Here is a 24,843-nt window from a genome sequence, read left to right as displayed (position 1 = left end):
TTTATTTGTCTAGTAAATTGGTTGTCCGCTATACTATGAACAGAAGAGTAAAGAAATTTTTTACATAACCATTGTAGTTTCACAAAGAAGGTAGGAACAATAGATGTATAAAATAGGTGTTGTGGGTCCTGTCAAATCCGTCAATAGAATTATCGCTTTAGCCAGAGAGATTGAACAGGATATGGAATTTATTCCGTATATTTATTCTATTGCGACAGAGACAAAGCATCTTGTGGAGACATATAACCAAGATGTGGATTTCTGGCTGTTTTCTGGCTACATCCCTTATAAGATAGCGTGTCAAACAACAGTTTCGCACGATAAATTGGCACATATCATTTTTTCGGAGGCGGCTATTTACAGAGGATTTTTAGAGCAATCCTATCGACAAAAGAAGTTTATTGAAAATGTTAGTATCGACCTTATCCCTTCTCCCTCACAAATGGCTTCAGAGGGTTTAGCGGAGATCCAAAAAAATGTGAATAACATGTATTTAAAGGAATTTGATGTAGCGATTGATCCAAAAGAGTTGTTTGATTTCCACTATACTCTTTGGCAGGAGGGAAAGATTGATTTTGCTATCACTTGCTATCCTTCCGTAGATGAGGAGCTGAAAGGTCGAGGGGTTCCTTCCTATTGGGTATCTCCTACAAAAACAGAGATTTACCATACAGTCCAGCTGTTTACCGAAAAAATCAAAACATCCTACTATAAAGAAACCCAAATTGGTGCTGTGATGCTTGAAATCAAGGACTTCGATTCCTTAAAGGAACGTATGAAGCAAGGGTATCGTATTCAATATTTAGAGCTACGTACCAAGGAACATCTACTGCAACTTTGTGAACAAATTGACGGTTCCCTCATTGAAGAAGGGAATGGAAAATATACAATTTTTAGTACAAGGGGAGCCATTGAAGGGCAAATTAAATTTCTACAGGAAAAAATGTATCAACTATCAATTGAAATGGAGGCCAAAGTAACAGCAGGTATTGGTTTTGCGCAAACCGTATTCAATGCGGAGCTACATGCTCATCGTGGGCTTAGACAGACCAAAGAAAATGAGGCCGTCGATATTGTGATGATTCAGGATGATGGTACGATTATTGAGTCGGTTGGACATATAGAAGAACTGTCTTATTCTTACCGAGCAGAAGACCCTGATATTTTAGAAAAGCTAAAAAAGGGTAATATTAGTATTAAAACGTATATGAAAATCCATGCGCTTGTGCAGAAAATGCGCTGGAAACATTTTACGACAAAGGATTTAGCGACACAGCTTCAAATGAGTGAAAGAAACGCACAGCGTATTGTTGCTGATTTATGTAGTGTGGATTTAGCAAGAATTTGTGGTGAAGAGTTACAGCATACGCGTGGTAGACCAATAAAAATGTATCAGCTTGTCTAGAAACTAAAAAGATGCTCCAAACCAGCCCATGGTTTGGGCATTTTTTTTTTCTCAAATTTTAGGATTGAAAACAAAGGTCAGTTCATGAGTTGTGAGCTTTTTGAGGAAATCATTCATAGTGAAGGATGCGATTATCTATTAGAAATTTTCAAAAAAATATTGTATTTTTTGACTACTTTGATTATTATACGAATATATAACGAAAATGTCGGTATATAAAAGGGGTTTTGATTTTACTAGATTTACAAGGGGGCAAGAATCTTAAAGAGTAATCGTAGCGGTGATGCAATCACTGCCATAAAAAGGGATCATGGGAGGGATATAAATGACAACAAATGACGTAACGAAAAAATCTAGAAATGTCATCCTTGCACTATTATTTTTAGGCTGGTCTTTAGGGAACTTAGATCGCTATATTATGAACTACGCGGTCGTTTCAATTACAGGTGATTTGCAATTGGATGCATCTTCGACGGGTATCATTTTAAGCGCTTTCTTTTTAGGGTATGCCATTATGCAAATACCAGGAGGCTGGCTAGCTGATAAATTTGGCGCAAAACGAATCTTACTAATGGCAGTCATCATGTGGTCTATTTTTACGGGACTAACGGCTATTGCCTGGTCTTTAACAGCAATGATTGTTATTCGTTTCTTATTCGGCATTGGCGAGGGTGGATTCCAGCCGTCTAGCTCTAAAATTATTGCCACGATTTTTCCGAAAGAAGAAAGAGGAAGAGCGATGTCGATTATGCTTACCTCTGGTGGGATTGTTTCGCTAATTGTACCGCTGTTAGCCGCATATTTATTAGGAACAATTGGCTGGCGTATGATGTTTATCATTATCGGGGCTATTGGAGCCATTATTGCTTATTTATATTGGAAATACATTCAGCTACCAAAAGCTGAAACAGCAGATGCTGCTGAGACAGGTAGTCCGACAGTCAAAGTAAGCTTTAAAGAACTATTGAAAACACCGCTGATGTGGAATTTGATTATTGCTTATTTCTGTATTTATGCGGTGAACTGGGGATTAGTATCGTGGATTCCAACGTATCTTCAAAAAAATCGTGGACTAGATTTAATGTCCATTGGTTGGGCACAAACGATTCCTGCCATTACAACAATTATTGGGGTGTATGGTAGTGGCTATATCATCGATAAGCTTCCAAAAGGAATGGAAAAGGTGTTAGGCTCCATTTCCTGTGCAGTGATCGGTATTTTACTGTATTTAATGTTTACTGCGAAAACGGTGACATTATTTATTGGCTATCAAACAGTTGTTTCTATTTTTATCGCATTTGTCATCACGCTACTACCCGTAATCGTTTTAAAGAAATTGCCTTCGTCTATAACAGGCTCAGCGATGGGGATTGCGAATACAGGCGGACAGCTAGCGGGGTTTGTTACGCCCATGGCTATTGGTTTTATGGTCGATGCCTTTAATGGTTCCTTTGATGCAGCCTTTTGGATGCTGATTGGATTCGCACTCATTTGTATTGTGTCGCTTGTGACGCTAAACGATCAAAAGGGAGCATTATTGAAAGCATAAAGAACAAATTGGAGGGACAATTATGAGATTTCAAGAGAAAATTTCTACATTGATTGAGGCAAAGAAGGAAGCGAGTGTGGCCTTAAGCGATGCGATTTGGGCAGTACCGGAGCTTCATTTTCAAGAGAAACAATCGATGCAATATATGAAAGAGGCACTAGAAAAAGAGGGTTTTCAAGCTGAGGTTGGCGTGGCTGGTCTTGATACGGCGCTGGTCGGAACATTTGGCTCAGGAAAGCCAGTTATCGCCTTTTTAGGGGAATACGACGCACTCCCAGGCTTGAGCCAAAAGGGTGGTGTTACCAATCATGAGCCTCTAGAGAATGGCGGAAGCGGTCATGGCTGTGGCCATAATTTGTTAGGAACAGGAGCATTTGCAGCAGCTGTTGCAGTAAAGGATTATTTAGAGCAACATCAGCAATCTGCAACCATCCGTTTCTACGGTTGCCCTGCCGAAGAAAATGGATCTGGTAAAGCTTATATGGCGAAAGCTGGCTTATTCGATGATGTAGATATCGCCATTTCCTGGCATCCTGGTACTTTTTCAACGGTGATGACTTGTAGCTCTCTTGCAAACTATGCCGTTACATTTAAGTTTACAGGTAAAAGTGCTCATGCAGCAGCTGCTCCTCATCTTGGAAGAAGTGCTTTAGATGCTGTTGAGCTTATGAACGTTGGGGTAAACTACTTACGAGAGCATATCATTCCAGAAGCACGAGTGCATTATGCTATTACAAACTCTGGTGGTTCATCTCCGAATGTTGTTCAACCATATGCCGAAGTTACCTACTTAGTGCGAGCACCTAAAAAGCAACAAGTGCAAGAAATCTATCAGCGCGTTGAAAATATTGCGAAGGGTGCAACGCTTATGACAGGCACTTCCCTAGAAATTGATTTCGAAGGTGCTGCTTCTAATTTAATAACAAATAAGACACTTTATGATGTCATGTATCAACAAATACTTGAAATTGGCATGCCAGACTATACAATAGAAGATGAACAGTATGCTCAGGCTATTTTCCATACGTTTTCTCCTGAAGTACAAGCCTCATCATTGGTCGGTCTACATAAAGGTGATGTACAACAATTACAAGGAAAAGTTATTGCTGATCATATTCCTCGTATACTCCCTGAATTTATTATGGGTGGCTCTACTGATGTGGGAGATGTCAGCTGGAATGTGCCAACTGTTCAATGTACAACAGTATGTATGGCATTAGGAACACCATTGCATACTTGGCAAGTTGTTTCTCAAGGTGTCACGCCAATCGCCCATAAAGGTATGCTACAAGCTGCTAAAATTATGGCGTGTACAGCGATTGAGTTATTGGCTAATCCAGTACTAATTGAAGAAGCTAAAAAGGAATGGCAAGAACGTCTTGATGGGGAGACGTATAAATCGTTAATTCCGGAGGGGACAATGCCTCCAAAGCTATAAAAGAATAGCAAAAATATGGATAGAGTCTTCATAGGAGAACTATGAAGACTCTGTTTTTGCACATTTTGAAAGGAGTCCACAGTAATGACAACACAACCTAGTCACGATCAGCTTGTGGCACAATGGGTAACACAGTTTCGCTCTGCTGCTAAAGAAGGACAGTGCGCTAACTATATCCCTGCATTAGCTAAAAAAGACCCGAATCAATTAGCTATAGCTATTATCGGAACTGAAGGGCACGAAATGAAAGCTGGGGATACGACTGAACTATTTACGCTTCAGAGTGTTTCTAAAGTAATCACCTTTATATTGGCCTGTATGGACAGAGGATTGCCATATGTATTAGAAAGGGTAGATGTTGAGCCGACAGGGGATACATTCAACTCCATTATTCGTTTAGAAAGTCATCAACCAGGAAAGCCCTTTAATCCAATGATTAATGCTGGGGCGATTACTGTTTCCTCTATGATGATGGGAAATTCACCACAAGAGAAGATTGACAAAATCCTGCATTTTTTAGAGCAAATCATAGGCAAACCTTTAAGTATTAATGAGGAAGTGTTTCAATCAGAGTGGCAAACAGCGAACCGTAATCGAGCACTAGCCTACTACCTCAAGGATTCTGGTTTCTTAGACTGCCCAGTAGAAGCGGCTCTTGAGGTTTACTTAAAGCAATGTGCGATTGAAGTCAATGTATCCGATTTAGCGATGATTGGTTTAGTTATTGCCAATGATGGCTATCATCCGCTATTAAAGAAAAAATTATTTCCTAAACAAGTGGCGAAATTAGCAAAGGCTTTAATGGTGACATGCGGTATGTACAATGCTTCAGGAAAATTTGCAGCATTTATTGGACTTCCTGCTAAAAGTGGTGTCTCCGGTGCCATTCTTACAGCTGTGCCTGGCCATGCAGGACTAGATTCACCCTTTCCTGCTGGCTGCGGGATAGGTATTTATGGACCAGCCATCGATCCAATCGGGAATAGTGTCGCAGGTGTCCAATTACTGAAACATTTAGCGACAGAATGGGATATGACCATTTTTTAAAAAGTAGAAGATGACTTCAGAGCTTAGTCTGAAGTCATCTTTTTTTCATTTTATATAGAATAAATAAGGCAATAAACCAAATAGGTGTTAGTAGCAGAGCTGTACGTGTTGCCTCGGAAATAAACATCACAATTAATAGAAAAGTAAAAAACGCAAGCACTACATAGTTGATAAAAGGTGTCAGCGGTGCTTTAAAGCTTGAGGCCTCATGAAGGGCACGATTTTTCCGTTTATAGATAATGTGAGAAATGATGATAATACTCCACACCCATATGAAGCAAATCGCACTAATAGTCGTAACGATACTAAAGGCATTCTCTGGCATTAGCTTACTTAACAGCGCCCCCACAGAGACAACAATTGCGGAAATAACTAGCGCGTTACTGGGAACACTATTTTTATTGAGCTTAGCAAAAGCAGGTGATGCTTGTTTATTTTTACCAAGATTAAAGAGCATGCGACTTGTTGAAAATAAACCACTATTACCAGCAGATGCGGCTGAAGTAAGCACGACAAAATTAATAATACCTGCAGCAATTGGAATACCTGCTAACGTAAATACTTGGACAAATGGGCTGCTTGCGGCAGACATTTCATACCATGGGTTGATACATAGGATGACAAACAGTGCCCCTACATAAAAGAGTAAAATTCGAAACGGTATTTTATTAATAGCCGAAGGAATGTTTTTTTGTGGGTTTGCAGTCTCGGCTGCTGATACGCCTACTAATTCCACACCGACGAAAGCGAAAACGACCATCTGAAAGGCCATTAAAAAGCCATATACGCCATTTGGAAACAGGCCGCCGTGAACCCAAAGATTATCTACTGAAACTGTTCCAGAGCTTGTTTGAAAGCCTGTCACTAACATAATAAGCCCAAGGATAATGAGTGCCACAATGGTAATCACTTTAATGATTGCAAACCAAAATTCTAACTCCCCAAATAGTTTGACCGTCAATAAATTCAGTAGTAGCAATAATACTAAACAACCGATAGCGGGAACCCATTGGGGAATATTAAACCAATACTGTGTATAGACACCTACAGCAATAATATCTGCCATCGCTGTCATGATCCAACAGAACCAGTATGTCCAGCCTGTTACATATCCTGCCCATGGTCCTATGTATTCGGAGGCAAAATCCGTAAATGATGTATATCCTGAATTCGATAATAATAGTTCGCCCAATGCACGCATAACAAAAAAGAGTGCCGTTCCGACAATTAAATAGGCAAGAATGATGGAAGGCCCTGCTAACGCAATGGCTTTCCCGGAGCCTAGAAATAAACCGGTTCCTATTGTTCCACCAATGGCAATAAGCTGCACATGACGATTTTTTAATTCACGTTTTAATTGTTGCTGTTCCACGTTAATCCCCCCAAAGATGCATAAAAAATGATGACTGGAAAAATAAAAAGAGACTAGTTGTGACACTAGTCTCGGAAAAACGTCAGAATAACAAATACCATTTGACCACGGATGCTTCATCAAATCATCTTAATCTTTGTGTGGCATCGCTTAAAAAAGCTGTTATTACTCCTCTGTCCTTTTGCCTGAGATAGTGAACCCTTCGGCGACGCAAATGCGCTCTCTCCAGAACTGCTCCTGCTATAGTTTGATCCATAGCATTCATAGCTAATTAATTTTTATACTTAATATTATTTTAAGATATTATATATCCTAGCAGTGCTATTCCAATTATTCAACTATAAATTTATATTATTTTCAGAAAAATAGAAGAATGCAGTGCATACATGAAAAATACTAACGAAAATTAGTATTTTTGGACATACAAAATTTCTCCTATTATGTGAAAATGAATAAATTTGAAAGGCTTCTGGGAAGAATGATGAAGACCTTCAAAGTAGGTTCAAATAAGGTGGGACGAGGAAGCGGATGGCATAGTATGAACAAGCACCATAAATAGACACTTAAAATTTTGCAATAGATATAATATAGTAGAAACTCTGAATTTTTTGTATAAAAAGAAGTCGTCTCCTAGTTCTTTGAGACGACTTTTTTAGGGAAATATTAATATTTTTTGGTTTTTATTTTACCTGTCCAAGTTTTGAAACCGCCTTGAAGTTGGTAAATTTGGTTGTACCCACGTTTTTTAAGAAATAGTGCAGCACGTGAGCTACGGCCTGTATTTTGACAGTATAAATATACTGGTAAATCTGGGCGAATTTCTTTATAACGTTGACGTAGTGTTGTGGAAGGAACGTTTCGTGCTCCAAGAATGTGACCAGCATCAAATTCTTTTTGTTCACGAACATCGATTAGCTGTGCTTTACGATAGCCTTCAATAAATTGTTCTTGTGTTAAGTTGGTTACAGCTTTTTTGAGTCGTAGTGCATTAATACCGATGTATGCAATTATGACTACTAAAACGACACCGATTGTGATAAGTATGTCCAAGATTTTCTTACCCCTTTCTATCTTCTTTATTATTATAAAAGATGCGCTAGCGATAGTCCAATGAGTTTGATAAAATTAACTAGATTGTGGCGAATTCGTCTATCTCGCTTCAAAAGCAACAACTTGAACGGTAACGTAATCTTCGTTAAGGTTGAACCACAGGTGAGGCCTGAGGTACTTTTATAAATTGTAGGAGATGAACAAATGACAACTTGGTATTTTTTAAATTCAGGGAAATGTAGTCCGTCTTTTAATATGGCACTAGATGAAGCATTACTTGATTGGCATAGTGAGGGGTTAATTCCACCAGTCATTCGTTTTTATGAGTGGGAACCAGCAACACTATCAATTGGTTATTTTCAGCAGGCCAAAAAGGATATAAATTTAGACGCTGTACGAGAACAAGGCTTAGGCTTTGTACGTCGACCTACTGGTGGACGAGCTGTGCTGCATGAGCATGAGCTTACATATAGTGTCATCGTAACAGAAAGCTATCCCGATATGCCAGAGTCCGTGACAGAGGCGTACCGTGTGCTAAGTGAGGGAATCTTGCAAGGTTTCCACAACTTAGGAATGGATGCCTATTTTAGTGTCCCGGATACAGAGGAAAAAAGAGCAGACTTAAAGAGTCCAAAAAGTGCTGTATGCTTTGATGCTCCAAGCTGGTACGAGCTGGTAGTCGAAGGGAAAAAAATAGCTGGAAGTGCGCAAACACGTCAAAAAGGCGTTATATTGCAGCATGGTGCCATTTTATTAGATTTAGATCAAGAGAAGCTATTATCGGTCTTTAATTTTTCGAGTGAAGAAGCGAAGGATCGTATGCGCAGAAAATTACCGGAGAAAGCAGTAGCGATTAACAGTCTTGTGGATGAGCCTGTGACAGTTGAACAATGTGTGACAGCTTTTCGAGATGGATTTGCAAAATCGTTGCAAATTGAATTAAAACCATTTACACTTTCTGAGGAGCAGTTAGAATATGTCCGTGCATTAGAAGAAAAAAAATATGCATGTGATGAGTGGAACTTCAAAAAGTAAAAAATGGTATAAAAAAATATTTTTAAGCTTTCAATCCTTGCTATTACAAGTAGTTCCGATTCTATTGAAAAAAGCAAGAGTTGAATTGAAAATCTATATATAGTATCTTTTTTAAAGACATATACACAATATGTAGTGTTTAACAACACATGATATTGTGTATTTATTTTGTAAGGGAGGCAAAACGATGGTACTCACAAATCATCAACCCGATGTAAACAATCAATTTGAACAGTTAAACAAAGATATCGAACAATTCCCGCAGGTACACCCTGTAACGCCTGATATGCACATCACGCACAAAGGTGTATCTAGACTTGTCATGATCGATCGCTACTCGTTTAAAGACACAGAAAAGAAAACACTGAAAGCTGGTGACTTTGTTGTTTTAACGGTCAAAGCTGATCCAAAATTCCCTGCACGTGGTTTAGGGACCATTCAAAAGCTGGACATGACTACAAAAACAGCAGATATTTTGATTGAGGAAGATTATCGTAGCGCTTTAGACGATCCAAAAGAGCAAGAAACGGGTGTGATTACGCGTTCAATTGACGTGCTAGAGAAGCCTCTTGAGATTTTTTATGAACAAATCGCTAAACGAAATGCAACAGGACTTGCAATTGTTGAAAAAACGCCAGAAAAACGTCAAGAATGGTTTGAAAAATTTTATGATCAATTAGTGTCCTTAAAATTCATTCCTGCAGGACGAGTGATATACGGAGCAGGGTCTGAAACAGATGTAACATTCTTTAACTGCTACGTAATGCCTTTTGTTGCTGATTCACGTGAAGGTATTAGTGATCATCGTAAGCAAGTAATGGAAATTATGAGCCGTGGTGGTGGAGTAGGAACAAATGGCTCTACATTACGTCCACGCAACACACTGGCACGTGGTGTAAACGGCAAATCATCTGGTTCTGTTTCTTGGTTAGATGATATTGCTAAATTGACACATCTTGTAGAGCAAGGTGGCTCACGTCGTGGAGCACAAATGATTATGCTTGCAGATTGGCATCCTGATATTGTGGAGTTTATTATTTCTAAAATGCAAAACCCACGTATTCTTCGTTACCTAATTGAAAATACAACGGATGAAACAATCATTCGTCTAGCCAAAGAAAAATTAAACTTCAAGCCGCTTTCTATGCAAGAAGAAGCTATGTATCAAGGCATTGTAAACTATAAAAGCATTGAAGGTTTAGGTGGATTCGATACAGCCATTATTCGAGAGGCTGAAAATAAACTACGTGATGGTGGCACATATACCGTTCACAATCCAGAGTTTTTAACGGGTGCAAACATATCCGTAACATTAACTAAAGAATTTATGGAAGCTGTTGAAAACGATGATGATTTCGAACTACGTTTCCCAGCGGTGGAAGAATACTCAAAAGAGGAAATGAGTGCTTATAATACAGAATGGCATAATGTTGGTGACGTTCGTGAGTGGGAGAAGATGGGCTATAAAATCCGCACATATCGCACGATTAAAGCGAAAGAATTGTGGAATTTAATTAACGTATGTGCAACTTACTCCGCAGAGCCAGGAATTTTCTTTATCGACAATGCCAATGATATGACGAATGCAAAGGCATATGGTCAAAGCGTTGTAGCGACAAACCCATGTGGGGAACAGCCACTTGCGCCATACTCAGTGTGTAACTTGGCAGCAGTAAACCTTGCACAATTTGCTAATAAAGACAACCAAACTGTAGATTACGAAGCACTACGTGAAACGGTTCGTGTAGGTGTTCGAATGCAGGATAATGTTATTGATGCCACACCATACTTCTTAGAAGAAAATCGTGTACAAGCACTAGGTGAGCGTCGTGTCGGTTTAGGCGTAATGGGCTTAGCTGATTTACTTATTTATTGTGAGAAAGAATATGGTTCTGAAGCAGGTAATGCTTTAGTCGATGAAATCTTTAAAACAATTGCTGAAACAGCGTATGAGGCGTCTACAGAGCTTGCTAAGGAGCGTGGTAGCTTCCCATTCTTAGTCGGTGCTACTGACGAAGAAACAGCTCGTTTACGTAAAGCTTTCACAGAAACAGGCTTTATGGAAAAAATGCCTGCTCATATCAAGGAGCAAATTTTAGCAACGGGTATTCGTAACTCCCATTTATTAACGGTTGCTCCAACTGGTTCAACAGGAACGATGGTAGGTGTAGCGACAGGTCTTGAACCATACTTCTCCTTCACATACTACCGTTCTGGTCGTCTTGGTAAGTTCATTGAAGTGAAAGCTGAAATCGTAAAAGAATACTTAAACCGTCATCCAGAAGCTAATGAGCAAGAGCTTCCAGAATGGTTTGTAACGGCAATGGAGCTAAAACCAGAGGCACATGCTGATGTACAATGTATTATTCAAAAATGGATTGATTCATCAATCTCTAAAACAGTAAATGCACCAAAAGGCTACACTGTACAACAAGTTGAAAAAGTTTACGAGCGACTGTATAAAGGTGGCGCTAAAGGTGGTACGGTCTATGTGGATGGTAGCCGTGATTCACAGGTACTTACGCTAAAAGCTGAGGAAAATGATATGGATCAATTATCATTTGAAGAAGAATTAGTGGAAGAACATACAAAACGTCCAGTCGTATTAGTGGATACGATTCAAGCACTAGAGTCCACAACGGTAATTGGCTCAGACGTAGGAAATACATGTCCGGTTTGCCGCAAAGGAACAGTCGAAGAAATGGGTGGCTGTAATACATGTACAAACTGTGGCGCACAGTTAAAATGCGGCCTGTAAATATTGTTTATACCACGTTATTGTAGCGTTCTATAAACAATTTCAGTCATAAAAATTTAAAGTAACCTCTTCGGTATGATGACCGTAAGAGGTTACTTTTTTATTTTTTCTGAAAATTATAGGGTATCTATATAACCGCAAATAACCCCTATATTCCAATAGCAGGTATTACAAAAGCCTTGTTGGATTCTGTTACTTCAACTGTTACCTATGAACAATGAAGTTCACAGATACAGGAGTAAAAAAACGAACTGAGTCCTTTCAGCTACTAGACCCTTCCTAAAATCATGAATATAAAGCAAGAACCGTGCAACTGGTTAACGAAATGGGTGCTTTTCCATCATAAAAAAACGTATTTATTTTGTAGAAGGACTATGATGAGGAATAAGAATAATGGTGGATAGTAGATGAAGAAATAACTAAAAAACTAATGGTTTAATTTGTAAAATTAGAATATATAACATTATGATAAAATCTTTATTAGAAAAAATTACCAATTTAACATTTCTTAATTTTCTGTGGTGCAGTGTCGATTAGTCTTCATGAATCGCTACTCTAGTAAAATAGAGTGCCATCAAAAAAACGCTTATAGGGAGCATCGGGATTTACAAAAATAAGTACAAAATTCCGAAAAGAAGGTTTGGGAACATCTTAATTACAATTTATGTCTATATTGAAAAAAGGAGGTATCAATATGTGGTTCATATTCGGAATTATTGCTATAGTTGCAACCTTTATAAATCTTTATATGTATAAAACAGGTAAAGATTATAAGCTTGCGATGGCAATGGGGGTATCATTTACAGCATTGACACTTTGTTCAGAGTATAGTCTTGTATCTAGATGGGTAAAAGTGGAGGATTGGGCAGCTTTAGAGGATGTAGTACCTGGTATGGAAAGGGCATTATGGTTTTTAACAATTGTTTCTATCTTACTAAATATAGCACCTATACTTTTAGAACCGAAAAATAAAAAATAGACGCTTACTCGAGCTCATACCGATATGGTAAGCAGCATAAAGTTCTCAAACAACGCTTTGGGGACTTCTTTTTAATAAAAAATCTTAATCCTAAAAATATGAAGGTAGAGGTAAACGATGCATGATAGGTCTATCAAGGCCTCAGGCTTTTGCTGCATGATTAAAATAAAAAGGCATCTGAAGGCTATCTGAACTCGTTCCTATACTTGAATTGCAGGGGCCTTAGTTGAAAACAATCTTTCACAATCGTGCAAATAAAAAAGACTGTCTTTATGAAGAAAGTTTGATTAAATGAAGGAGTCTATAGCCATATGTGGAATTAAAATATAAATGTCTGGTCAATTGTAATTTGTCATAAAGATTGGTTACAAAATCTATTTTGTAAAGTGCTTGAAGATGGTATTTGTTCACTTTAAGGGTTGTTTGTTTGAGTTTCTCGTACATCCACCTAGATGAACATGCTGAAAGGGGAGAAAGAAATGAGTGTAGTACTTTTTAATGGAGAACGTTCTGAAGAAAGTGTCCAATTTGAACAGTTGTTATTTTCCCAAAGTAATAAAGTGAGTTTTTCTAGTGTTGAAAATGCTAAACAGTTTATCAAACAAAGGGCAACGGTGAATAATCAGCCCTATGTTATTGAAGATGAAGTTCAATTTTTAAGTGTTAAGGACGAACAAACTTTTCAGGATATGCAAGTTTTTACTTTAAATGATCAAAAGTCCTCGAAACAAAAAGTGATTCTCTATATTCATGGTGGCGCTTGGACGAATCAGCCTTTACCTTTTCACTGGCTGTTTATGGATAAAATGGCGCAAGCATTACAGGCAAAAGTTATTGCTCCGATTTATCCAAAAGTACCTCATTTTAATCATAAGGATACGTACCAAAAAATGCTCAATCTCTATACTAGAATTTTAGAAACAATTGAAAGCTCCAGTCAATTAACTATTATAGGGGATTCTGCAGGAGGCAATATAACACTTGGTTTGGTCCAGCTTTTAAAAGAAAACCATTTGCCGCAGCCACAAAATATTATTTTATTATCTGCTTGTGTTGACCTAAGTTTAGAAAATCCTCTTATTCCTGAATATGAAGAAAAGGACCCAATGCTAGCTAGTGAAGGAATGGGAGTCATCACAAAGCTATGGGCAGCTGATAAGGATTTAAAAGATCCATTAATTAGTCCCATTTACGGTGATTTTCAGGGTCTTGCGACAATCACCCATTTTATTGGTACCCATGAAAGCTTATATCCTGATGCTGTAAAATTTGATGAACAACTAACCGAGCAAGGAATTGATATAACAACCTTTGTTTATCCTAAAATGAACCATGTGTTTGTTGTAATGCCCATCCCAGAAGCTTTAGACGCTCAACAGAAAATTATTAATATTATTGATAGTAAAGGAATGAAATAGAGAAGGACACTAAATAAAAATAGTGTGACTATCCTAAGCGTGTTTTGATTTTTCAATACACGCTTTTTCTATGTCCAATTTGGATAGGGGATTTTTTTTCAGAAACCAGTCGCCTCTAATCCTGTCCTATTTCATTGTTTAAACGAACATAAAAATGTAAAGCTAACTTGACATATCAAAAGATGTAAAGTAAACTTTACTTATTGCTAAATGTATAGTTTACTTTACATTTGATGAGGAGGCATTATGAAAAATAGAATTCGTGAATTGCGGAAATTGAGGAAGATTACGCAGGAGGATTTGTCTAAATTAGTGGGTGTCTCACGCCAATCAATCATTGCAATTGAATCAGGGAAATTCAATCCATCACTAGAGCTTGCCTACAATATTTCAAAAGCTTTCAACTGCACGATTGAGGAAGTTTTTATTTTCGAAGAGGAGGGAATGGCATAATGGAATTTTCTATAGGCGGTATTGTTGGACTATACGGCGGGATGATTTTTGGCATCCTTGGCTGGTGGTTTGGAAGGAAAAAAGCGAAGAAAAATCGAGGCTTAGATGAGCTACACGACCATATTTGGCAAAGGGCGAAAGCTTATTCATGGTATATGACGTTAGCAGCAATTTATATTTTCTTTTCTTTAGTAGTGTTTGGGATTAAATTAAGCACTGCCATGGTTTTAGCTGTCCTTTTATTTGTACACTTAGGGAGCTGGGCGATCATTGGGCTCATTTTGACTATCAACATGTACAGACCAATACCTTTTAAGCCTTCTTATGTGAAGTTAGGTATAAGCATCAATGTCGCATCACTACTTATTTTTACCATTATCTCGATTCTAACAAATAATTGGCTGTTTTTATTATTTAGTATTTTGCCTAGTATGATGGGTATATTTACTGCACTTACAGTCCGTAGGAAAGATTCTAAATAAATTTAGTTGTCCGATTCATCCCTTTGGATAGGTTTATCGAGCTGCGATTATGGCATTTAAACGAAAAATGCAAGGCTCGCATCTATATAAAAAAGGCAGGTCCAACAACATACGTTGGGACTGCCTTTTCCTTAATCATGATTTAATGTTGCTGCAATTTCTGGCTGTTGCTCTACTTGAAGTAGCATATTAAAGGATGCAATGGCAACTTCCACTTGATCATCCTTTGGTTCGCGAGTTGTTAGCAATTGAAGCCATAGACCAGGATAGCCAAGGAAACGTAATACTGGAATATTACGGCAGGCGTTTGTCGCCTGTAATACTTCAAATGATATTCCTAGTACTACGGGAATTAATAATATACGATCTAAAATACGTAGCCACAGCGGGTCCGTTGGCACAAAGAAATATAAAAACATGCCGACAAAGACTGTGAAAAGAATAAAGCTACTACCACAACGGTAGTGTAGACGTGATTGTGCTTGGACGTTCTCCACTGTAATGTCTAAACCAGCTTCATAGCAGTTGATGACTTTATGCTCCGCCCCATGGTATTGGAATACTCGTTTAATGAGAGGCGTTAACGAAATAAAATATAAATATGTGAGCAGTAATAATAGTTTAATACCGCTTTCAAGTAAAATTTGACCCGTTTTTCCTTCAATCCATTTAGAGAAAAAATCAGCTATAAAAACCGGAATTAGTGTAAAGGCAAATTTTCCAAATAAGAAGGAAAGAATACCTACTACAGCAACGCCAAGTATCATTTGAAGTTTGGAGCCTTCTTCTTTATTTTCTTCTTCTTCGCCAGGTACCACATCATAACGATCCCCAGCAAATTGCATATGACGAGAACCTAAGCCTGCTGATTCAATCAGTGCGACCACGCCTCGAACAAATGGGATTTTTTTAAGCTTTTGTAAAATAGGTTTTTGTACTTTTTTAAAATGATAATAATCAATGGAATCATCGTTACGACGAATGGCAGTAACTGTATGATCCTTTCCTCCGAACATCACACCTTCTAATTGTGCTTGTCCCCCGTATACAGGTGAATTGCTCAAGGCTAACACCACTCTCTTTATATATTTCAACTGTACCATTGTACTAAATTTAGTCAAAAACCTCTACAGTTACGCATAGTAAATTTTCTATATGGCTACACTAATCGTACATTTTAGGAAATGATTAGTACGCAATGGAGGAAAAATTGTGAAAATAGGAACAATAACGGCACTGGTAAATGCTCTTGTTTTAGCATTGTGCTTAAAAGGCTTACATTATTTTAATCTCATTAAATGGCATCCGATTGGGTTTTATAAGAAATGGGGATGGTTTGAAGAAAGCTCTAAGCTATTTCATTGGACCTTCTTTATACTTCTTTTATTCATTATCGGATTATTGGTATATATGACAATGCGCTATGTCTATGTTATTCCGGCTGTCTTTTCTTCACTACTACTAGGGCTTTTTGTAACAATTACATTAGAGTGGATTGCATTAGATTTACCATTACAACTTTCTTCCTTTAAAAAGCTTTCGATTCCATTCATAGTTGTGGTGGTTTGTCTTTTACGGTTCTTGTTAGAAACAGCTAATTTTCATCAGCGGGAGCATACGGCGCAAAAAGGAAATTAGTTGCTGTATGCGCCTTGTATGATAAAATAAATGGCAAGTACATAGAAAGAGGCGAATAGAAGCGTGAAGTTATTATGTTTGAATGGACCTAACTTAAATCGACTTGGAAAAAGAGAGCCACATATTTATGGACATGAAACATTGGATGATGTTAAAGAAAATGTTCAAAATCTTGCGGCTTCTTTAGGTGCCACTGTTGAATTTCGTCAATCCAATCACGAAGGGGTACTTGTGGACTGGGTGCATGAAGCAGAAGACGAAAAGTATGATGGCATTATCTTTAATCCTGGTGCATATACCCATACAAGCATCGCGTTACATGATGCCATTGCAGGGATTACGGTGCCAGTAATCGAAGTACATATTTCCAATATCCATAAACGTGAGGCTTTCCGTCATCATTCCTATCTTGCTCCGGCCTGCCTTGGTCAAATTTGTGGACTAGGTACGAAAGGCTATGAACTGGCACTACGTACATTTATCGAGAGGGAGAATTGATTATGTTGAAATTACAAAAGCTACGTAAAGCACTTCAAGAACAAAATATCGATGGCATTTTAGTTACGAATGGGTATAACCGCCGCTATATGACTGGTTTTACAGGGACAGCGGGCGTAGCAATTGTGTCCCAAAATGATGCTGTTTTTATTACAGATTTCCGATATACAGAACAAGCTGCCACACAAATTCAGGACTTCCGAATTGTTAAGCATGAAGCAACCATTATTGAAGAGATTGCTACACAAGTAAAAAATATGGGCATCAAATTACTGGGCTTTGAGAGAGATACTGTAAGCTACGGCACATATGAACTGTATAAATCGAACATTCAAGCTGATTTAGTGCCGATTTCTGGGCTAATTGAAAAAATTCGCTTGATTAAGACGGAACAAGAGATTAATATTATTAAGGCTGCGTGTGAAATTGCAGATCACGCATTTACACATATTTTAGGCTTCATCAAGCCTGGTAAAACAGAGCTTGAAGTTTCGAATGAATTAGAATTTTTCATGCGTAAACAAGGAGCGACTCAGTCTTCGTTTGACATAATTGTTGCGTCTGGTCTTCGCTCAGCATTACCACATGGCGTTGCAACGGATAAAGTGATTGAAAAAGGCGACTTTGTTACATTAGACTTTGGTGCGCTATACAATGGCTATATTTCGGATATTACACGTACTGTGGCTGTTGGAGAACCATCTGAAAAATTAGTAGATATGTACAATGCAGTCCTTGCTTCTCAGCTGTTAGCACTTGAAAAAGTGGGTCCTGGATTAACAGGTATTCAAGCGGACGCTATTGCACGTGACTACTTAAAAGAAAAAGGATATGGCGAAGCATTTGGTCATTCTTTAGGACACGGTATCGGTCTTGAAGTACATGAAGGCCCTGGCTTATCGATGCGTTCTGATGCAGTGCTAGAGCCAGGTATGGCCGTGACGATTGAACCGGGTGTTTATTTACCTGGTATCGGTGGTGTCCGTATTGAGGATGATATTTTAATCACTGAGACGGGGAATGAATTACTCACACATTCGTCAAAAGAACTCATTATTTTATAAACTTTGGAGGAACACAAATGATTTCAGTAAACGATTTCCGTACAGGTCTAACAATTGTTGTTGATGGCCAATTATATCGCGTGTTAGATTTCCAACACGTTAAACCAGGTAAAGGTGCTGCTTTCGTACGTTCTAAATTACGTAACCTACGTAATGGCTCAGTGAATGAAAAAACATTCCGTGCTGGTGAAAAAGTAGAAAAGGCACAAATCGATAACCGTAAAATGCAATATCTATATGCACAAGGTGACGAGCATGTATTCATGGACCTAGAATCATACGAGCAAACTGAACTAGCTTCATCAGCAATCGAGTATGAATTGAAATTCTTAAAAGAAAACATGGAAGTTCATATTCAATCTTACCAAGGTGAAATGCTAGGTGTTGAATTACCAAACACGGTTCAATTAGAGGTAACTGAAACAGAACCAGGCATTAAAGGTGATACAGCTTCAGGCGGCACTAAACCTGCTACACTTGAAACAGGTCTTATTGTACAAGTACCTTTCTTCGTCAACCAAGGTGATGTACTAATTATTAACACAGAAGAGGGCTCTTACGTTTCTCGTGCCTAATTATTATTAATCCTCAACCTACTCTTTTTTATTGAAAGAGTAGGTTTTTATTTTTTTCTTATACATTTCTTGTGAAAGGACAGGGACATTGTGATAATGGATAGAGAAACGGTCTCTTTTTTTCGTGTCTCCCTCCAAGTTTCTACCATCAGATAGATGGTCATTATTGGGAGAAATGTCTACAATAATCATAAGGAGTGAGAGTTATGCTACAAACAATACTAGATAGTCAACATCCTATTATTCAAGCACCTATGGCAGGTGTAACATCACCTAAATTCGTGGTAGCCTGTACCGAGGCAGGGTTATTAGGCTCCATAGGTGCAGGTTACTTAGATGGTGAACAAACTAAGCAATTTATTCAGGAAGTAAAGAAGCTAACGACCAAGCCTTTTGCGGTCAATCTTTTCGTACAAGAGGAGCCACAAATTGATATCGAGGTCTTACAAAAGGCTCGCATGGCACTTCAACCTTTTTATGATGAGCTTGGACTGTCGCCTGTACAAAGCGTTGTATCCAAGGAAGTTTTTGCTGGACAAGTACAAGCGGTTATTGAGGAGAAGGTGAAGATTTGCTCTTTTACATTCGGTATTCCGTCAGCGGAGGTACTGAAACAGTTAAAGGAACATGGGGTATATACAATTGGGACAGCCACTACATTAGAGGAGGCTCAACTAGTTGAGCAGGCAGGCATGGATGCAGTGGTCCTACAAGGTGGAGAAGCTGGCGGTCATCGAGGTTCCTTTACAGCCCCGCTCCAATTAATCCCTTTATATGACTTGCTGCAGCAGGTAGCAGGAAAAATAGCTATTCCTATTATCGCAGCGGGGGGCCTCGTGACGAAGAAGGATATTCAGAAGGCTTTAGAGAGCGGTGCACAAGCAGTTCAAGTGGGGACGGCTTTACTGGTGGCAGAAGAATGCGAAATTTCTCCGCTCTATAAAAATGCGGTGTTGGCATCAAAAGAGCAGGAAACAACTATTACACTCGCATTTACGGGAAAACCAGCAAGAGGCATAGCCAATGATTTTACTAAACGTATGAAGGACGCGACAGTTGCACCATATCCGTTGCAAAATTATTTAACGACAACTATTCGTAAGGAAAGTGCCAAACAGGGCAATGCCGAATATTTATCGATGTGGATGGGCGAAAATAGCCATCTTGTACAACATGCTGGTACGGTCCAAAGTATTGTAGATAAATGGCTATAAAATTTTTAGATAGAAGATCTCTATACAACTGTATAGAGGTCTTTTTTTTGGTAGAGCAACATATATTGCTGTACACGAGGGGGCGTAGGAATGGAATTACAAGACGTATTAAGAGTTGCTGGAGTGGGACTAGTAGTTGCGCTTCTTCATGTTTTCTTCGATCAAACGGGGAAGAAGGAATTTTCATTTTTCCTATTTTTCATTGCCTACTTATATATGACAGCAGAATTACTCCGATTTTTACGTCTATTTTTTAATGAAATTCTCACATTCTTCCAATGGCTGACATCTTCCGGGTAGGGTAAATGGAAATTGTTATCGTTGCTGTTGTCATGCTGCTTTTATTATTGCTAATAAAAGAAGTCATACAGCCACTCCACGCGCTAATAAGTGTGATGTTCTCTTTTTTGCTTTTTGGCATGCTGTTCTCGACACTTTTATTGCCCTTCGTCAAGCAACTTTTAGAAACGCTTGCGTTTTTGCCTTATGCAAAGGCTATCTTAATTAGTGCAAGTATGTTCTATGTCGGGCAATGGGTGTCATTGCTGCTTGTAGAACATAACTATAAAGTGCTCGGGAGCATTGTTTTTGCAGCGGTGAAAATTGTTATTTTATTGTATTGGTTCAAAGAATTTTTGGCTGTATTACAGGAGGTGTCGGCCATTTTACAAAGGCTAAACTAAGGAGCGAAGCCATTGCAGGAGCAAATACTTTCGTTTTTAATCGACCCATTCTTTCTCTTGCTCAAGATGACACTGTTGCTTTGTAGTTATGTCATCATTATTTTAATTATCAATATGCTATTACCAGAATTTGAAAAAGGGACAAGAATCCTCTTTTTTCTAATTGTCTTAGCGACGATAGGACCAGTTGTTGTTAAATCTTTTACATTAATTGATGAAATTGCACAAGGACTAGCCCATTTATTTACGGCGTTCTATCCTATTTTGACCTCAAGCTTTATGTTATCAAGTAGTATTACAGCCATTGCATCCTGGCAGCCATTTTTGCTGTTTTTTGTACAAGTTCTCACCATTATTAGTAGTAAGTGGCTTATTCCAGGTGTTTTATTAGCCATTGTCTTTGATGTGTGCAGTGTGATTGTCAAGGAAATTTCTTTTACAAGAATCGCAGATTTAATTCGTTTTACCATTATGAGTATCGTTTCTGCCTCTGTTATTTGCTATGTCCTATTGATGACCGCAGGTGGGGTGGCAGCGTTTAGCGTCAATGCAGCTGTTGCTGAGCCGGTCAAAAAGTTAATTGAAGAAAATATTCCGGTTGTTGGTTCGTTTATAGTTGATAGTTTTTCGATGTTTCAGCATATGACACAATTTACATCCTCCCTTACAAGCATTAGTGCCTTTATTGCAGTTATTACCGTATCGTTTATTCCAACTGTTCAACTTGTTGTCAGTGCCTATTCTTTGAAAATGCTGGCAGCTATTTTAGAACCAATTGCCTTTGATGATATTTGTAGACTACTCGATCAAATTAGTAAATCCCTATTTACCTTATGTGCTGTATCATTTCTGATTGCTTTTTCATTTATGTTCTCTTGTTTTTTCCTCATTGTGTTCGTACAAGTTATGGCAGGGGGGAGATAAATTGATTCTTTTATTGGCATTGCTGTTTGTTTGTCAGATTTTTGTGTTTCTAACGGATGATAAGGAAATAATTTCGCTCACAAAATTGGTCATCACGTTAGTATTTTTGCAATTGCTATTAAAGATTCCATTTATCAATTCATAGGAAGAAACAAGCGTACATACACTTGAAAAAGAGAAGATGAAAGGAGGCAATGTACAAGTGATGTGGAAAAGACACGAAAAAAAACAACGTCATTAATGGTTTTAATACTGGTAGCTGCCTCCGTGGGTATTTTCATCATTTTGCCTATGTATCAAACGAATTCAACGAACGACAAAGGTTCACCGCTCTCTAATGAAGAAAAACTTGAGCAAACACTGAAAGCAATGCAAGGTGTTGGGGAGGTTAAAGTCTATTTTTATTATGGAGAGATGACAGATGATCAAGATGCCAATAAACTATTCAGCCAATATTTTCGAGGGACTGAGCAAGGCGCGAAAAACGTAACAGGAATGCTAGTTGTTTCAGAAGGTGCATCCGATATCTTTGTGAAAAATGAAATTCGTGCAGTCGTCAGTCAAGTGATGCAGTTGCCGATTCATCGAATTATTATCGTTCCAATGGAAAATAAGGAGGAAAAGTAAATGCGCGTACGTAGAAGAACAGTTTGGTTTATGACATTATTAAGTTTAGTAGCAGTCATTTCAGTGTATTATTTGGTTGATCCAGCAAAACAGTTCAATGGCCTTACTATTTTTACGGATGATACATTACAACAAACAGCTGTAAGTGGTGTTACAGATCAGAAAGCAACGAATGATGTGACACAAGAAGTTTCTTCACCGAGTCATTTATTCGAAGAAATGCGTATGCAAGTTAGTGATGAGAGAAGTCAACTTCGTGAGCAGCTAACACAAAAAATTGCTTCAGAAGAATCTTCCGCTGACGAAAAAAATGAGGCATTCAATGAAATGGATGGTCTTATTAAACGAGAATCAGCAGAAGCGATGCTTGAAATGCTCATTAAATCATTAGGTTATTCTGATGCATTTGTTCGCGCTGAAGGAGAGAAAGTTTCTGTTACAGTTATGGCTGAAGAATTATCAAAATCCCAAGCAAATGAAATTATATACTTAGTGAGAACAGAGATGGAAGGCGCAAATGATGTACAAGTAAAGTTCAGCGCGAATAATTATTAAAAATATAGAAAATAATAAATTTTTAGTTTATTCAAAGGGCGTTGTTATATATCAGCGTTATGAAAAGGCTTTCGCTTAGTAAAGGAAAGCCTTTTATTTTGTTCATATTTACTTAATTTTCATTTAACTGTTTCAAATTGATTCGAAAAAATATAAAATAGTTATTGTAGTAGATTTTATTTCATAAGGAGAGTTAGAAATGTTCAAAATTCAAGAAATTCGCGAAATTATTAAATTAGTAGATTCTTCTTCAATTGACGAGTTTGTGTATGAGGTAGATGGCGCAAAAGTTAAGTTAAAAAAGAATAATATTGTTGTTACAGAAACTGTAGCACCTAAAAAAGAAGTAGTAGCACCTGTTGTACAACAATCTGCACCAGCAGAAGCTCCTGTAGCAGCGCCAGCTAAAGTGGAAGAAGCACCAGCTGCAGCCGCGCCAGCGATTAACGACCCATCGCTACATAAAATTGTATCTCCAATGGTTGGTACTTTCTATCAATCACCAAACCCAGATTCACCAGCTTACGTAAAAGCAGGCGACAAAGTAGGGAACGAAACAATTGTATGTATCGTAGAAGCAATGAAATTATTCAACGAAATTGAAGCAGAAGTGCAAGGGGAAATCGTTGAAGTACTTGTGAAAGATGGCGAATTAGTAGAATACGGCCAACCATTATTCCTTGTAAAAGCTGAGTAAGGAGTGCAAATCCATGAAAAAAGTTTTAATTGCAAACCGCGGCGAAATCGCTGTGCGTATTATTCGTGCTTGTAAAGAGTTAGGCATTCAATCAGTTGCTGTGTACTCTGAAGCAGATGCAGACGCATTACATGTGAAATTAGCAGACGAAGCCTATTGTATTGGTCCGAAGCTATCAAAAGATTCTTATCTTAGCTTCCCAGCCCTACTTAGTGTAGCTGAAAAAACAGGTGCTGACGGTATCCACCCAGGCTATGGCTTTGTATCGGAAAACGCTGATTTTGCAGAAGCTTGTGAAAACGCTGGCATTAAGTTTATCGGTCCATCATCTGATTCCATTAAAATTATGGGTATCAAGGACGTAGCACGTACAACAATGGAAGCAGCAGGAGTTCCGCTTGTTCCTGGTACTGGTATTGTGCCAGATATCGAAACAGGTAAAGAATGGGCTGCTAAAATTGGTTATCCTGTAATCATCAAAGCAACTGCTGGTGGTGGTGGTAAAGGGATTCGTGTAGCACGTACAGAAGAAGATCTTGTCAAAGGTATTGATATTACGCAAAAAGAGGCTGCTGCTGCATTCGGTAACCCTGGCGTATATTTAGAGAAATTCATCGAGTACTTCCGTCACTGTGAAATCCAAATTTTAGCGGATGGCTATGGTAATGTCGTGCATTTAGGCGAGCGTGACTGTACTGTTCAACGTCGTATGCAGAAGTTAGTAGAGGAAGCTCCATCTCCAGCTCTTTCTTCTGAACGCCGAGCTGAAATGGGCGCAGCTGCAGTAAAAGCAGCTCAAGCCTGTGACTATGAAGGTGCTGGAACAATTGAGTTCATTTATGACTATCAAGAAGACAAGTTCTACTTCATGGAAATGAATACTCGTATTCAAGTAGAGCACCCAGTAACAGAAATGATTTCTGGTGTAGATCTTGTACAACAACAATTAAAGATTGCATCTGGTGAAAAACTTCCTTTCACTCAAGATGATATACAATTAAATGGTTGGGCAATTGAATGCCGTATTAACGCAGAAAATGCCTACAAAAACTTCATGCCTTCAGCAGGAACTGTTGATACGTATGTAACGCCAGGCGGCTATGGTGTACGTATTGATTCTGCTGTTTATGCAGGTTATACAATTCCACCATACTATGATTCAATGGTGGCAAAACTAATTGTACATGCCAATACACGAGAAGAGGCGATTGCGAAAATGAATCGCGCGCTAAGTGAATTTGAAGTATCTGGACCTGGAATCAACACAACGATTCCATTCCACCAAGCACTCATGAACAACGACGTGTTCAAATCAGCACAATTCAATACGAAGTTCCTTGAAGAGAATGATGTATTGGGGACAAGCAAGTAATTGATTTGTG

The 24,843-nt window shown here is 38.4% G+C and carries 25 protein-coding genes and 1 riboswitch; of the genes, 22 read left to right on the top strand and 3 right to left on the bottom strand.

Features of this window, described 5'->3' with window-relative positions:
• Positions 1-103: 103 nt before the first annotated feature.
• The 4 genes from AC3CH7_RS10700 to AC3CH7_RS10685 all read left to right on the top strand — a co-directional run bounded on the left by AC3CH7_RS10700 (position 104) and on the right by AC3CH7_RS10685 (position 5,439).
• Complete coding sequence (locus tag AC3CH7_RS10700; protein ID WP_012295110.1) at positions 104-1,405, top strand: hypothetical protein; 1,302 nt, start codon at positions 104-106, stop codon at positions 1,403-1,405.
• 325 nt (positions 1,406-1,730) lie between these two features.
• Positions 1,731-2,954: an MFS transporter gene (locus AC3CH7_RS10695; protein WP_012295109.1), complete on the top strand. Its 1,224-nt coding sequence runs from the start codon at positions 1,731-1,733 to the stop codon at positions 2,952-2,954.
• Positions 2,955-2,976: 22 nt separating this feature from the next.
• Complete coding sequence (locus AC3CH7_RS10690; protein WP_031417383.1) at positions 2,977-4,392, top strand: M20 family metallopeptidase; 1,416 nt, start codon at positions 2,977-2,979, stop codon at positions 4,390-4,392.
• Between the two features lie 84 nt (positions 4,393-4,476).
• A complete protein-coding gene (locus tag AC3CH7_RS10685; RefSeq protein ID WP_036162080.1) occupies positions 4,477-5,439 on the top strand; it encodes a glutaminase in 963 nt (320 codons plus the stop codon).
• A gap of 34 nt (positions 5,440-5,473) precedes the next feature.
• Here AC3CH7_RS10685 and AC3CH7_RS10680 read toward each other — a convergent pair whose 3' ends face one another.
• Together AC3CH7_RS10680 and AC3CH7_RS10675 are read right to left on the bottom strand one after the other, a co-directional pair.
• A complete protein-coding gene (locus tag AC3CH7_RS10680; protein WP_031417385.1) occupies positions 5,474-6,811 on the bottom strand; it encodes an amino acid permease in 1,338 nt (445 codons plus the stop codon).
• 163 nt (positions 6,812-6,974) lie between these two features.
• Positions 6,975-7,050: riboswitch (glycine riboswitch) on the bottom strand.
• 424 nt (positions 7,051-7,474) lie between these two features.
• Positions 7,475-7,861 (bottom strand): rhodanese-like domain-containing protein, encoded by a 387-nt coding sequence (locus tag AC3CH7_RS10675; RefSeq protein WP_031417387.1) that lies wholly within the window; start codon positions 7,859-7,861, stop codon positions 7,475-7,477.
• A 204-nt stretch (positions 7,862-8,065) separates the two neighbouring features.
• Between AC3CH7_RS10675 and AC3CH7_RS10670 the strand changes: the two genes are divergently transcribed.
• The 6 genes from AC3CH7_RS10670 (at position 8,066) to AC3CH7_RS10645 (ending at position 14,986) form a co-directional block, all read left to right on the top strand.
• Positions 8,066-8,896, top strand: a complete 831-nt coding sequence (locus AC3CH7_RS10670) for a lipoate--protein ligase family protein (RefSeq protein WP_031417388.1) — start codon at positions 8,066-8,068, stop codon at positions 8,894-8,896.
• Between the two features lie 187 nt (positions 8,897-9,083).
• A complete protein-coding gene (locus AC3CH7_RS10665; protein WP_488381735.1) occupies positions 9,084-11,654 on the top strand; it encodes a vitamin B12-dependent ribonucleotide reductase in 2,571 nt (856 codons plus the stop codon).
• 694 nt (positions 11,655-12,348) lie between these two features.
• Complete coding sequence (locus tag AC3CH7_RS10660; RefSeq protein WP_031417391.1) at positions 12,349-12,633, top strand: hypothetical protein; 285 nt, start codon at positions 12,349-12,351, stop codon at positions 12,631-12,633.
• Between the two features lie 479 nt (positions 12,634-13,112).
• Positions 13,113-14,051 carry an alpha/beta hydrolase fold domain-containing protein gene (locus tag AC3CH7_RS10655; protein WP_031417392.1) on the top strand — a complete coding sequence of 313 codons (939 nt, stop codon included), beginning with the start codon at positions 13,113-13,115 and terminating at the stop codon, positions 14,049-14,051.
• Positions 14,052-14,297: 246 nt separating this feature from the next.
• Positions 14,298-14,504 carry a helix-turn-helix transcriptional regulator gene (locus tag AC3CH7_RS10650; RefSeq protein WP_447402430.1) on the top strand — a complete coding sequence of 69 codons (207 nt, stop codon included), beginning with the start codon at positions 14,298-14,300 and terminating at the stop codon, positions 14,502-14,504.
• The gene (locus AC3CH7_RS10645; protein ID WP_281487057.1) at positions 14,504-14,986 is read left to right on the top strand and encodes a hypothetical protein; all 483 of its coding nucleotides are present in this window, start codon (positions 14,504-14,506) and stop codon (positions 14,984-14,986) included. Before AC3CH7_RS10650 ends, AC3CH7_RS10645 begins: the two co-directional genes overlap by 1 nt.
• Before the next feature lie 131 nt (positions 14,987-15,117).
• Here the strand turns inward: AC3CH7_RS10645 and AC3CH7_RS10640 are convergent, their stop codons facing one another.
• Entirely contained in the window at positions 15,118-16,089 is a 972-nt protein-coding gene (locus AC3CH7_RS10640) for a DUF1385 domain-containing protein (RefSeq protein ID WP_012295096.1), read from the bottom strand.
• A gap of 109 nt (positions 16,090-16,198) precedes the next feature.
• Between AC3CH7_RS10640 and AC3CH7_RS10635 the strand changes: the two genes are divergently transcribed.
• From AC3CH7_RS10635 to accC, 12 genes are all read left to right on the top strand, one after another.
• Entirely contained in the window at positions 16,199-16,624 is a 426-nt protein-coding gene (locus AC3CH7_RS10635) for a hypothetical protein (protein ID WP_012295095.1), read from the top strand.
• Between the two features lie 63 nt (positions 16,625-16,687).
• Positions 16,688-17,122 (top strand): type II 3-dehydroquinate dehydratase, encoded by a 435-nt coding sequence (aroQ, locus tag AC3CH7_RS10630; RefSeq protein ID WP_031417397.1) that lies wholly within the window; start codon positions 16,688-16,690, stop codon positions 17,120-17,122.
• A 2-nt stretch (positions 17,123-17,124) separates the two neighbouring features.
• Positions 17,125-18,186 carry a M24 family metallopeptidase gene (locus AC3CH7_RS10625; RefSeq protein WP_012295093.1) on the top strand — a complete coding sequence of 354 codons (1,062 nt, stop codon included), beginning with the start codon at positions 17,125-17,127 and terminating at the stop codon, positions 18,184-18,186.
• Between the two features lie 17 nt (positions 18,187-18,203).
• Positions 18,204-18,761, top strand: a complete 558-nt coding sequence (efp, locus tag AC3CH7_RS10620; protein ID WP_031417398.1) for an elongation factor P — start codon at positions 18,204-18,206, stop codon at positions 18,759-18,761.
• 206 nt (positions 18,762-18,967) lie between these two features.
• Positions 18,968-19,975 (top strand): NAD(P)H-dependent flavin oxidoreductase, encoded by a 1,008-nt coding sequence (locus AC3CH7_RS10615; protein ID WP_012295090.1) that lies wholly within the window; start codon positions 18,968-18,970, stop codon positions 19,973-19,975.
• 90 nt (positions 19,976-20,065) lie between these two features.
• Complete coding sequence (locus tag AC3CH7_RS10610) at positions 20,066-20,275, top strand: hypothetical protein (RefSeq protein ID WP_012295089.1); 210 nt, start codon at positions 20,066-20,068, stop codon at positions 20,273-20,275.
• 5 nt (positions 20,276-20,280) lie between these two features.
• A complete protein-coding gene (locus tag AC3CH7_RS10605) occupies positions 20,281-20,658 on the top strand; it encodes a hypothetical protein (protein ID WP_012295088.1) in 378 nt (125 codons plus the stop codon).
• A gap of 12 nt (positions 20,659-20,670) precedes the next feature.
• Positions 20,671-21,582, top strand: coding sequence for a stage III sporulation protein AE (locus AC3CH7_RS10600; RefSeq protein WP_031417399.1), 912 nt, complete (start codon positions 20,671-20,673; stop codon positions 21,580-21,582).
• A gap of 267 nt (positions 21,583-21,849) precedes the next feature.
• On the top strand, positions 21,850-22,209 hold the full coding sequence (locus AC3CH7_RS10595) for a hypothetical protein (protein WP_447402429.1): 360 nt from the start codon (positions 21,850-21,852) through the stop codon (positions 22,207-22,209).
• A complete protein-coding gene (locus tag AC3CH7_RS10590; RefSeq protein WP_008179871.1) occupies positions 22,210-22,764 on the top strand; it encodes a SpoIIIAH-like family protein in 555 nt (184 codons plus the stop codon).
• A gap of 199 nt (positions 22,765-22,963) precedes the next feature.
• The gene (accB, locus tag AC3CH7_RS10585) at positions 22,964-23,461 is read left to right on the top strand and encodes an acetyl-CoA carboxylase biotin carboxyl carrier protein (protein ID WP_012295084.1); all 498 of its coding nucleotides are present in this window, start codon (positions 22,964-22,966) and stop codon (positions 23,459-23,461) included.
• A gap of 13 nt (positions 23,462-23,474) precedes the next feature.
• On the top strand, positions 23,475-24,833 hold the full coding sequence (accC, locus tag AC3CH7_RS10580) for an acetyl-CoA carboxylase biotin carboxylase subunit (RefSeq protein WP_012295083.1): 1,359 nt from the start codon (positions 23,475-23,477) through the stop codon (positions 24,831-24,833).
• Positions 24,834-24,843: the final 10 nt, after the last annotated feature.

It is taken from the genome of Lysinibacillus sp. F12 (genome assembly GCF_057773605.1).
Note: the sequence above shows the minus strand (reverse complement) of the source record. Positions and strands in the feature narration are given on the sequence as shown.

Excerpts from the sequence above, each read along its gene's own strand:
- AC3CH7_RS10700 (WP_012295110.1), top strand. The coding sequence starts at position 104 with ATGTATAAAATAGGTGTTGTGGGTCCTGTCAAATCCGTCAATAGAATT.
- AC3CH7_RS10695 (WP_012295109.1), top strand. The coding sequence starts at position 1,731 with ATGACAACAAATGACGTAACGAAAAAATCTAGAAATGTCATCCTTGCA.
- AC3CH7_RS10690 (WP_031417383.1), top strand. The coding sequence starts at position 2,977 with ATGAGATTTCAAGAGAAAATTTCTACATTGATTGAGGCAAAGAAGGAA.
- AC3CH7_RS10685 (WP_036162080.1), top strand. The coding sequence starts at position 4,477 with ATGACAACACAACCTAGTCACGATCAGCTTGTGGCACAATGGGTAACA.
- AC3CH7_RS10670 (WP_031417388.1), top strand. The coding sequence starts at position 8,066 with ATGACAACTTGGTATTTTTTAAATTCAGGGAAATGTAGTCCGTCTTTT.
- AC3CH7_RS10665 (WP_488381735.1), top strand. The coding sequence starts at position 9,084 with ATGGTACTCACAAATCATCAACCCGATGTAAACAATCAATTTGAACAG.
- AC3CH7_RS10660 (WP_031417391.1), top strand. The coding sequence starts at position 12,349 with ATGTGGTTCATATTCGGAATTATTGCTATAGTTGCAACCTTTATAAAT.
- AC3CH7_RS10655 (WP_031417392.1), top strand. The coding sequence starts at position 13,113 with ATGAGTGTAGTACTTTTTAATGGAGAACGTTCTGAAGAAAGTGTCCAA.
- AC3CH7_RS10650 (WP_447402430.1), top strand. The coding sequence starts at position 14,298 with ATGAAAAATAGAATTCGTGAATTGCGGAAATTGAGGAAGATTACGCAG.
- AC3CH7_RS10645 (WP_281487057.1), top strand. The coding sequence starts at position 14,504 with ATGGAATTTTCTATAGGCGGTATTGTTGGACTATACGGCGGGATGATT.
- AC3CH7_RS10640 (WP_012295096.1), bottom strand. The coding sequence starts at position 16,089 with ATGGTACAGTTGAAATATATAAAGAGAGTGGTGTTAGCCTTGAGCAAT.
- AC3CH7_RS10625 (WP_012295093.1), top strand. The coding sequence starts at position 17,125 with ATGTTGAAATTACAAAAGCTACGTAAAGCACTTCAAGAACAAAATATC.
- efp (WP_031417398.1), top strand. The coding sequence starts at position 18,204 with ATGATTTCAGTAAACGATTTCCGTACAGGTCTAACAATTGTTGTTGAT.
- AC3CH7_RS10615 (WP_012295090.1), top strand. The coding sequence starts at position 18,968 with ATGCTACAAACAATACTAGATAGTCAACATCCTATTATTCAAGCACCT.
- AC3CH7_RS10610 (WP_012295089.1), top strand. The coding sequence starts at position 20,066 with ATGGAATTACAAGACGTATTAAGAGTTGCTGGAGTGGGACTAGTAGTT.
- AC3CH7_RS10605 (WP_012295088.1), top strand. The coding sequence starts at position 20,281 with ATGGAAATTGTTATCGTTGCTGTTGTCATGCTGCTTTTATTATTGCTA.
- AC3CH7_RS10590 (WP_008179871.1), top strand. The coding sequence starts at position 22,210 with ATGCGCGTACGTAGAAGAACAGTTTGGTTTATGACATTATTAAGTTTA.
- accB (WP_012295084.1), top strand. The coding sequence starts at position 22,964 with ATGTTCAAAATTCAAGAAATTCGCGAAATTATTAAATTAGTAGATTCT.
- accC (WP_012295083.1), top strand. The coding sequence starts at position 23,475 with ATGAAAAAAGTTTTAATTGCAAACCGCGGCGAAATCGCTGTGCGTATT.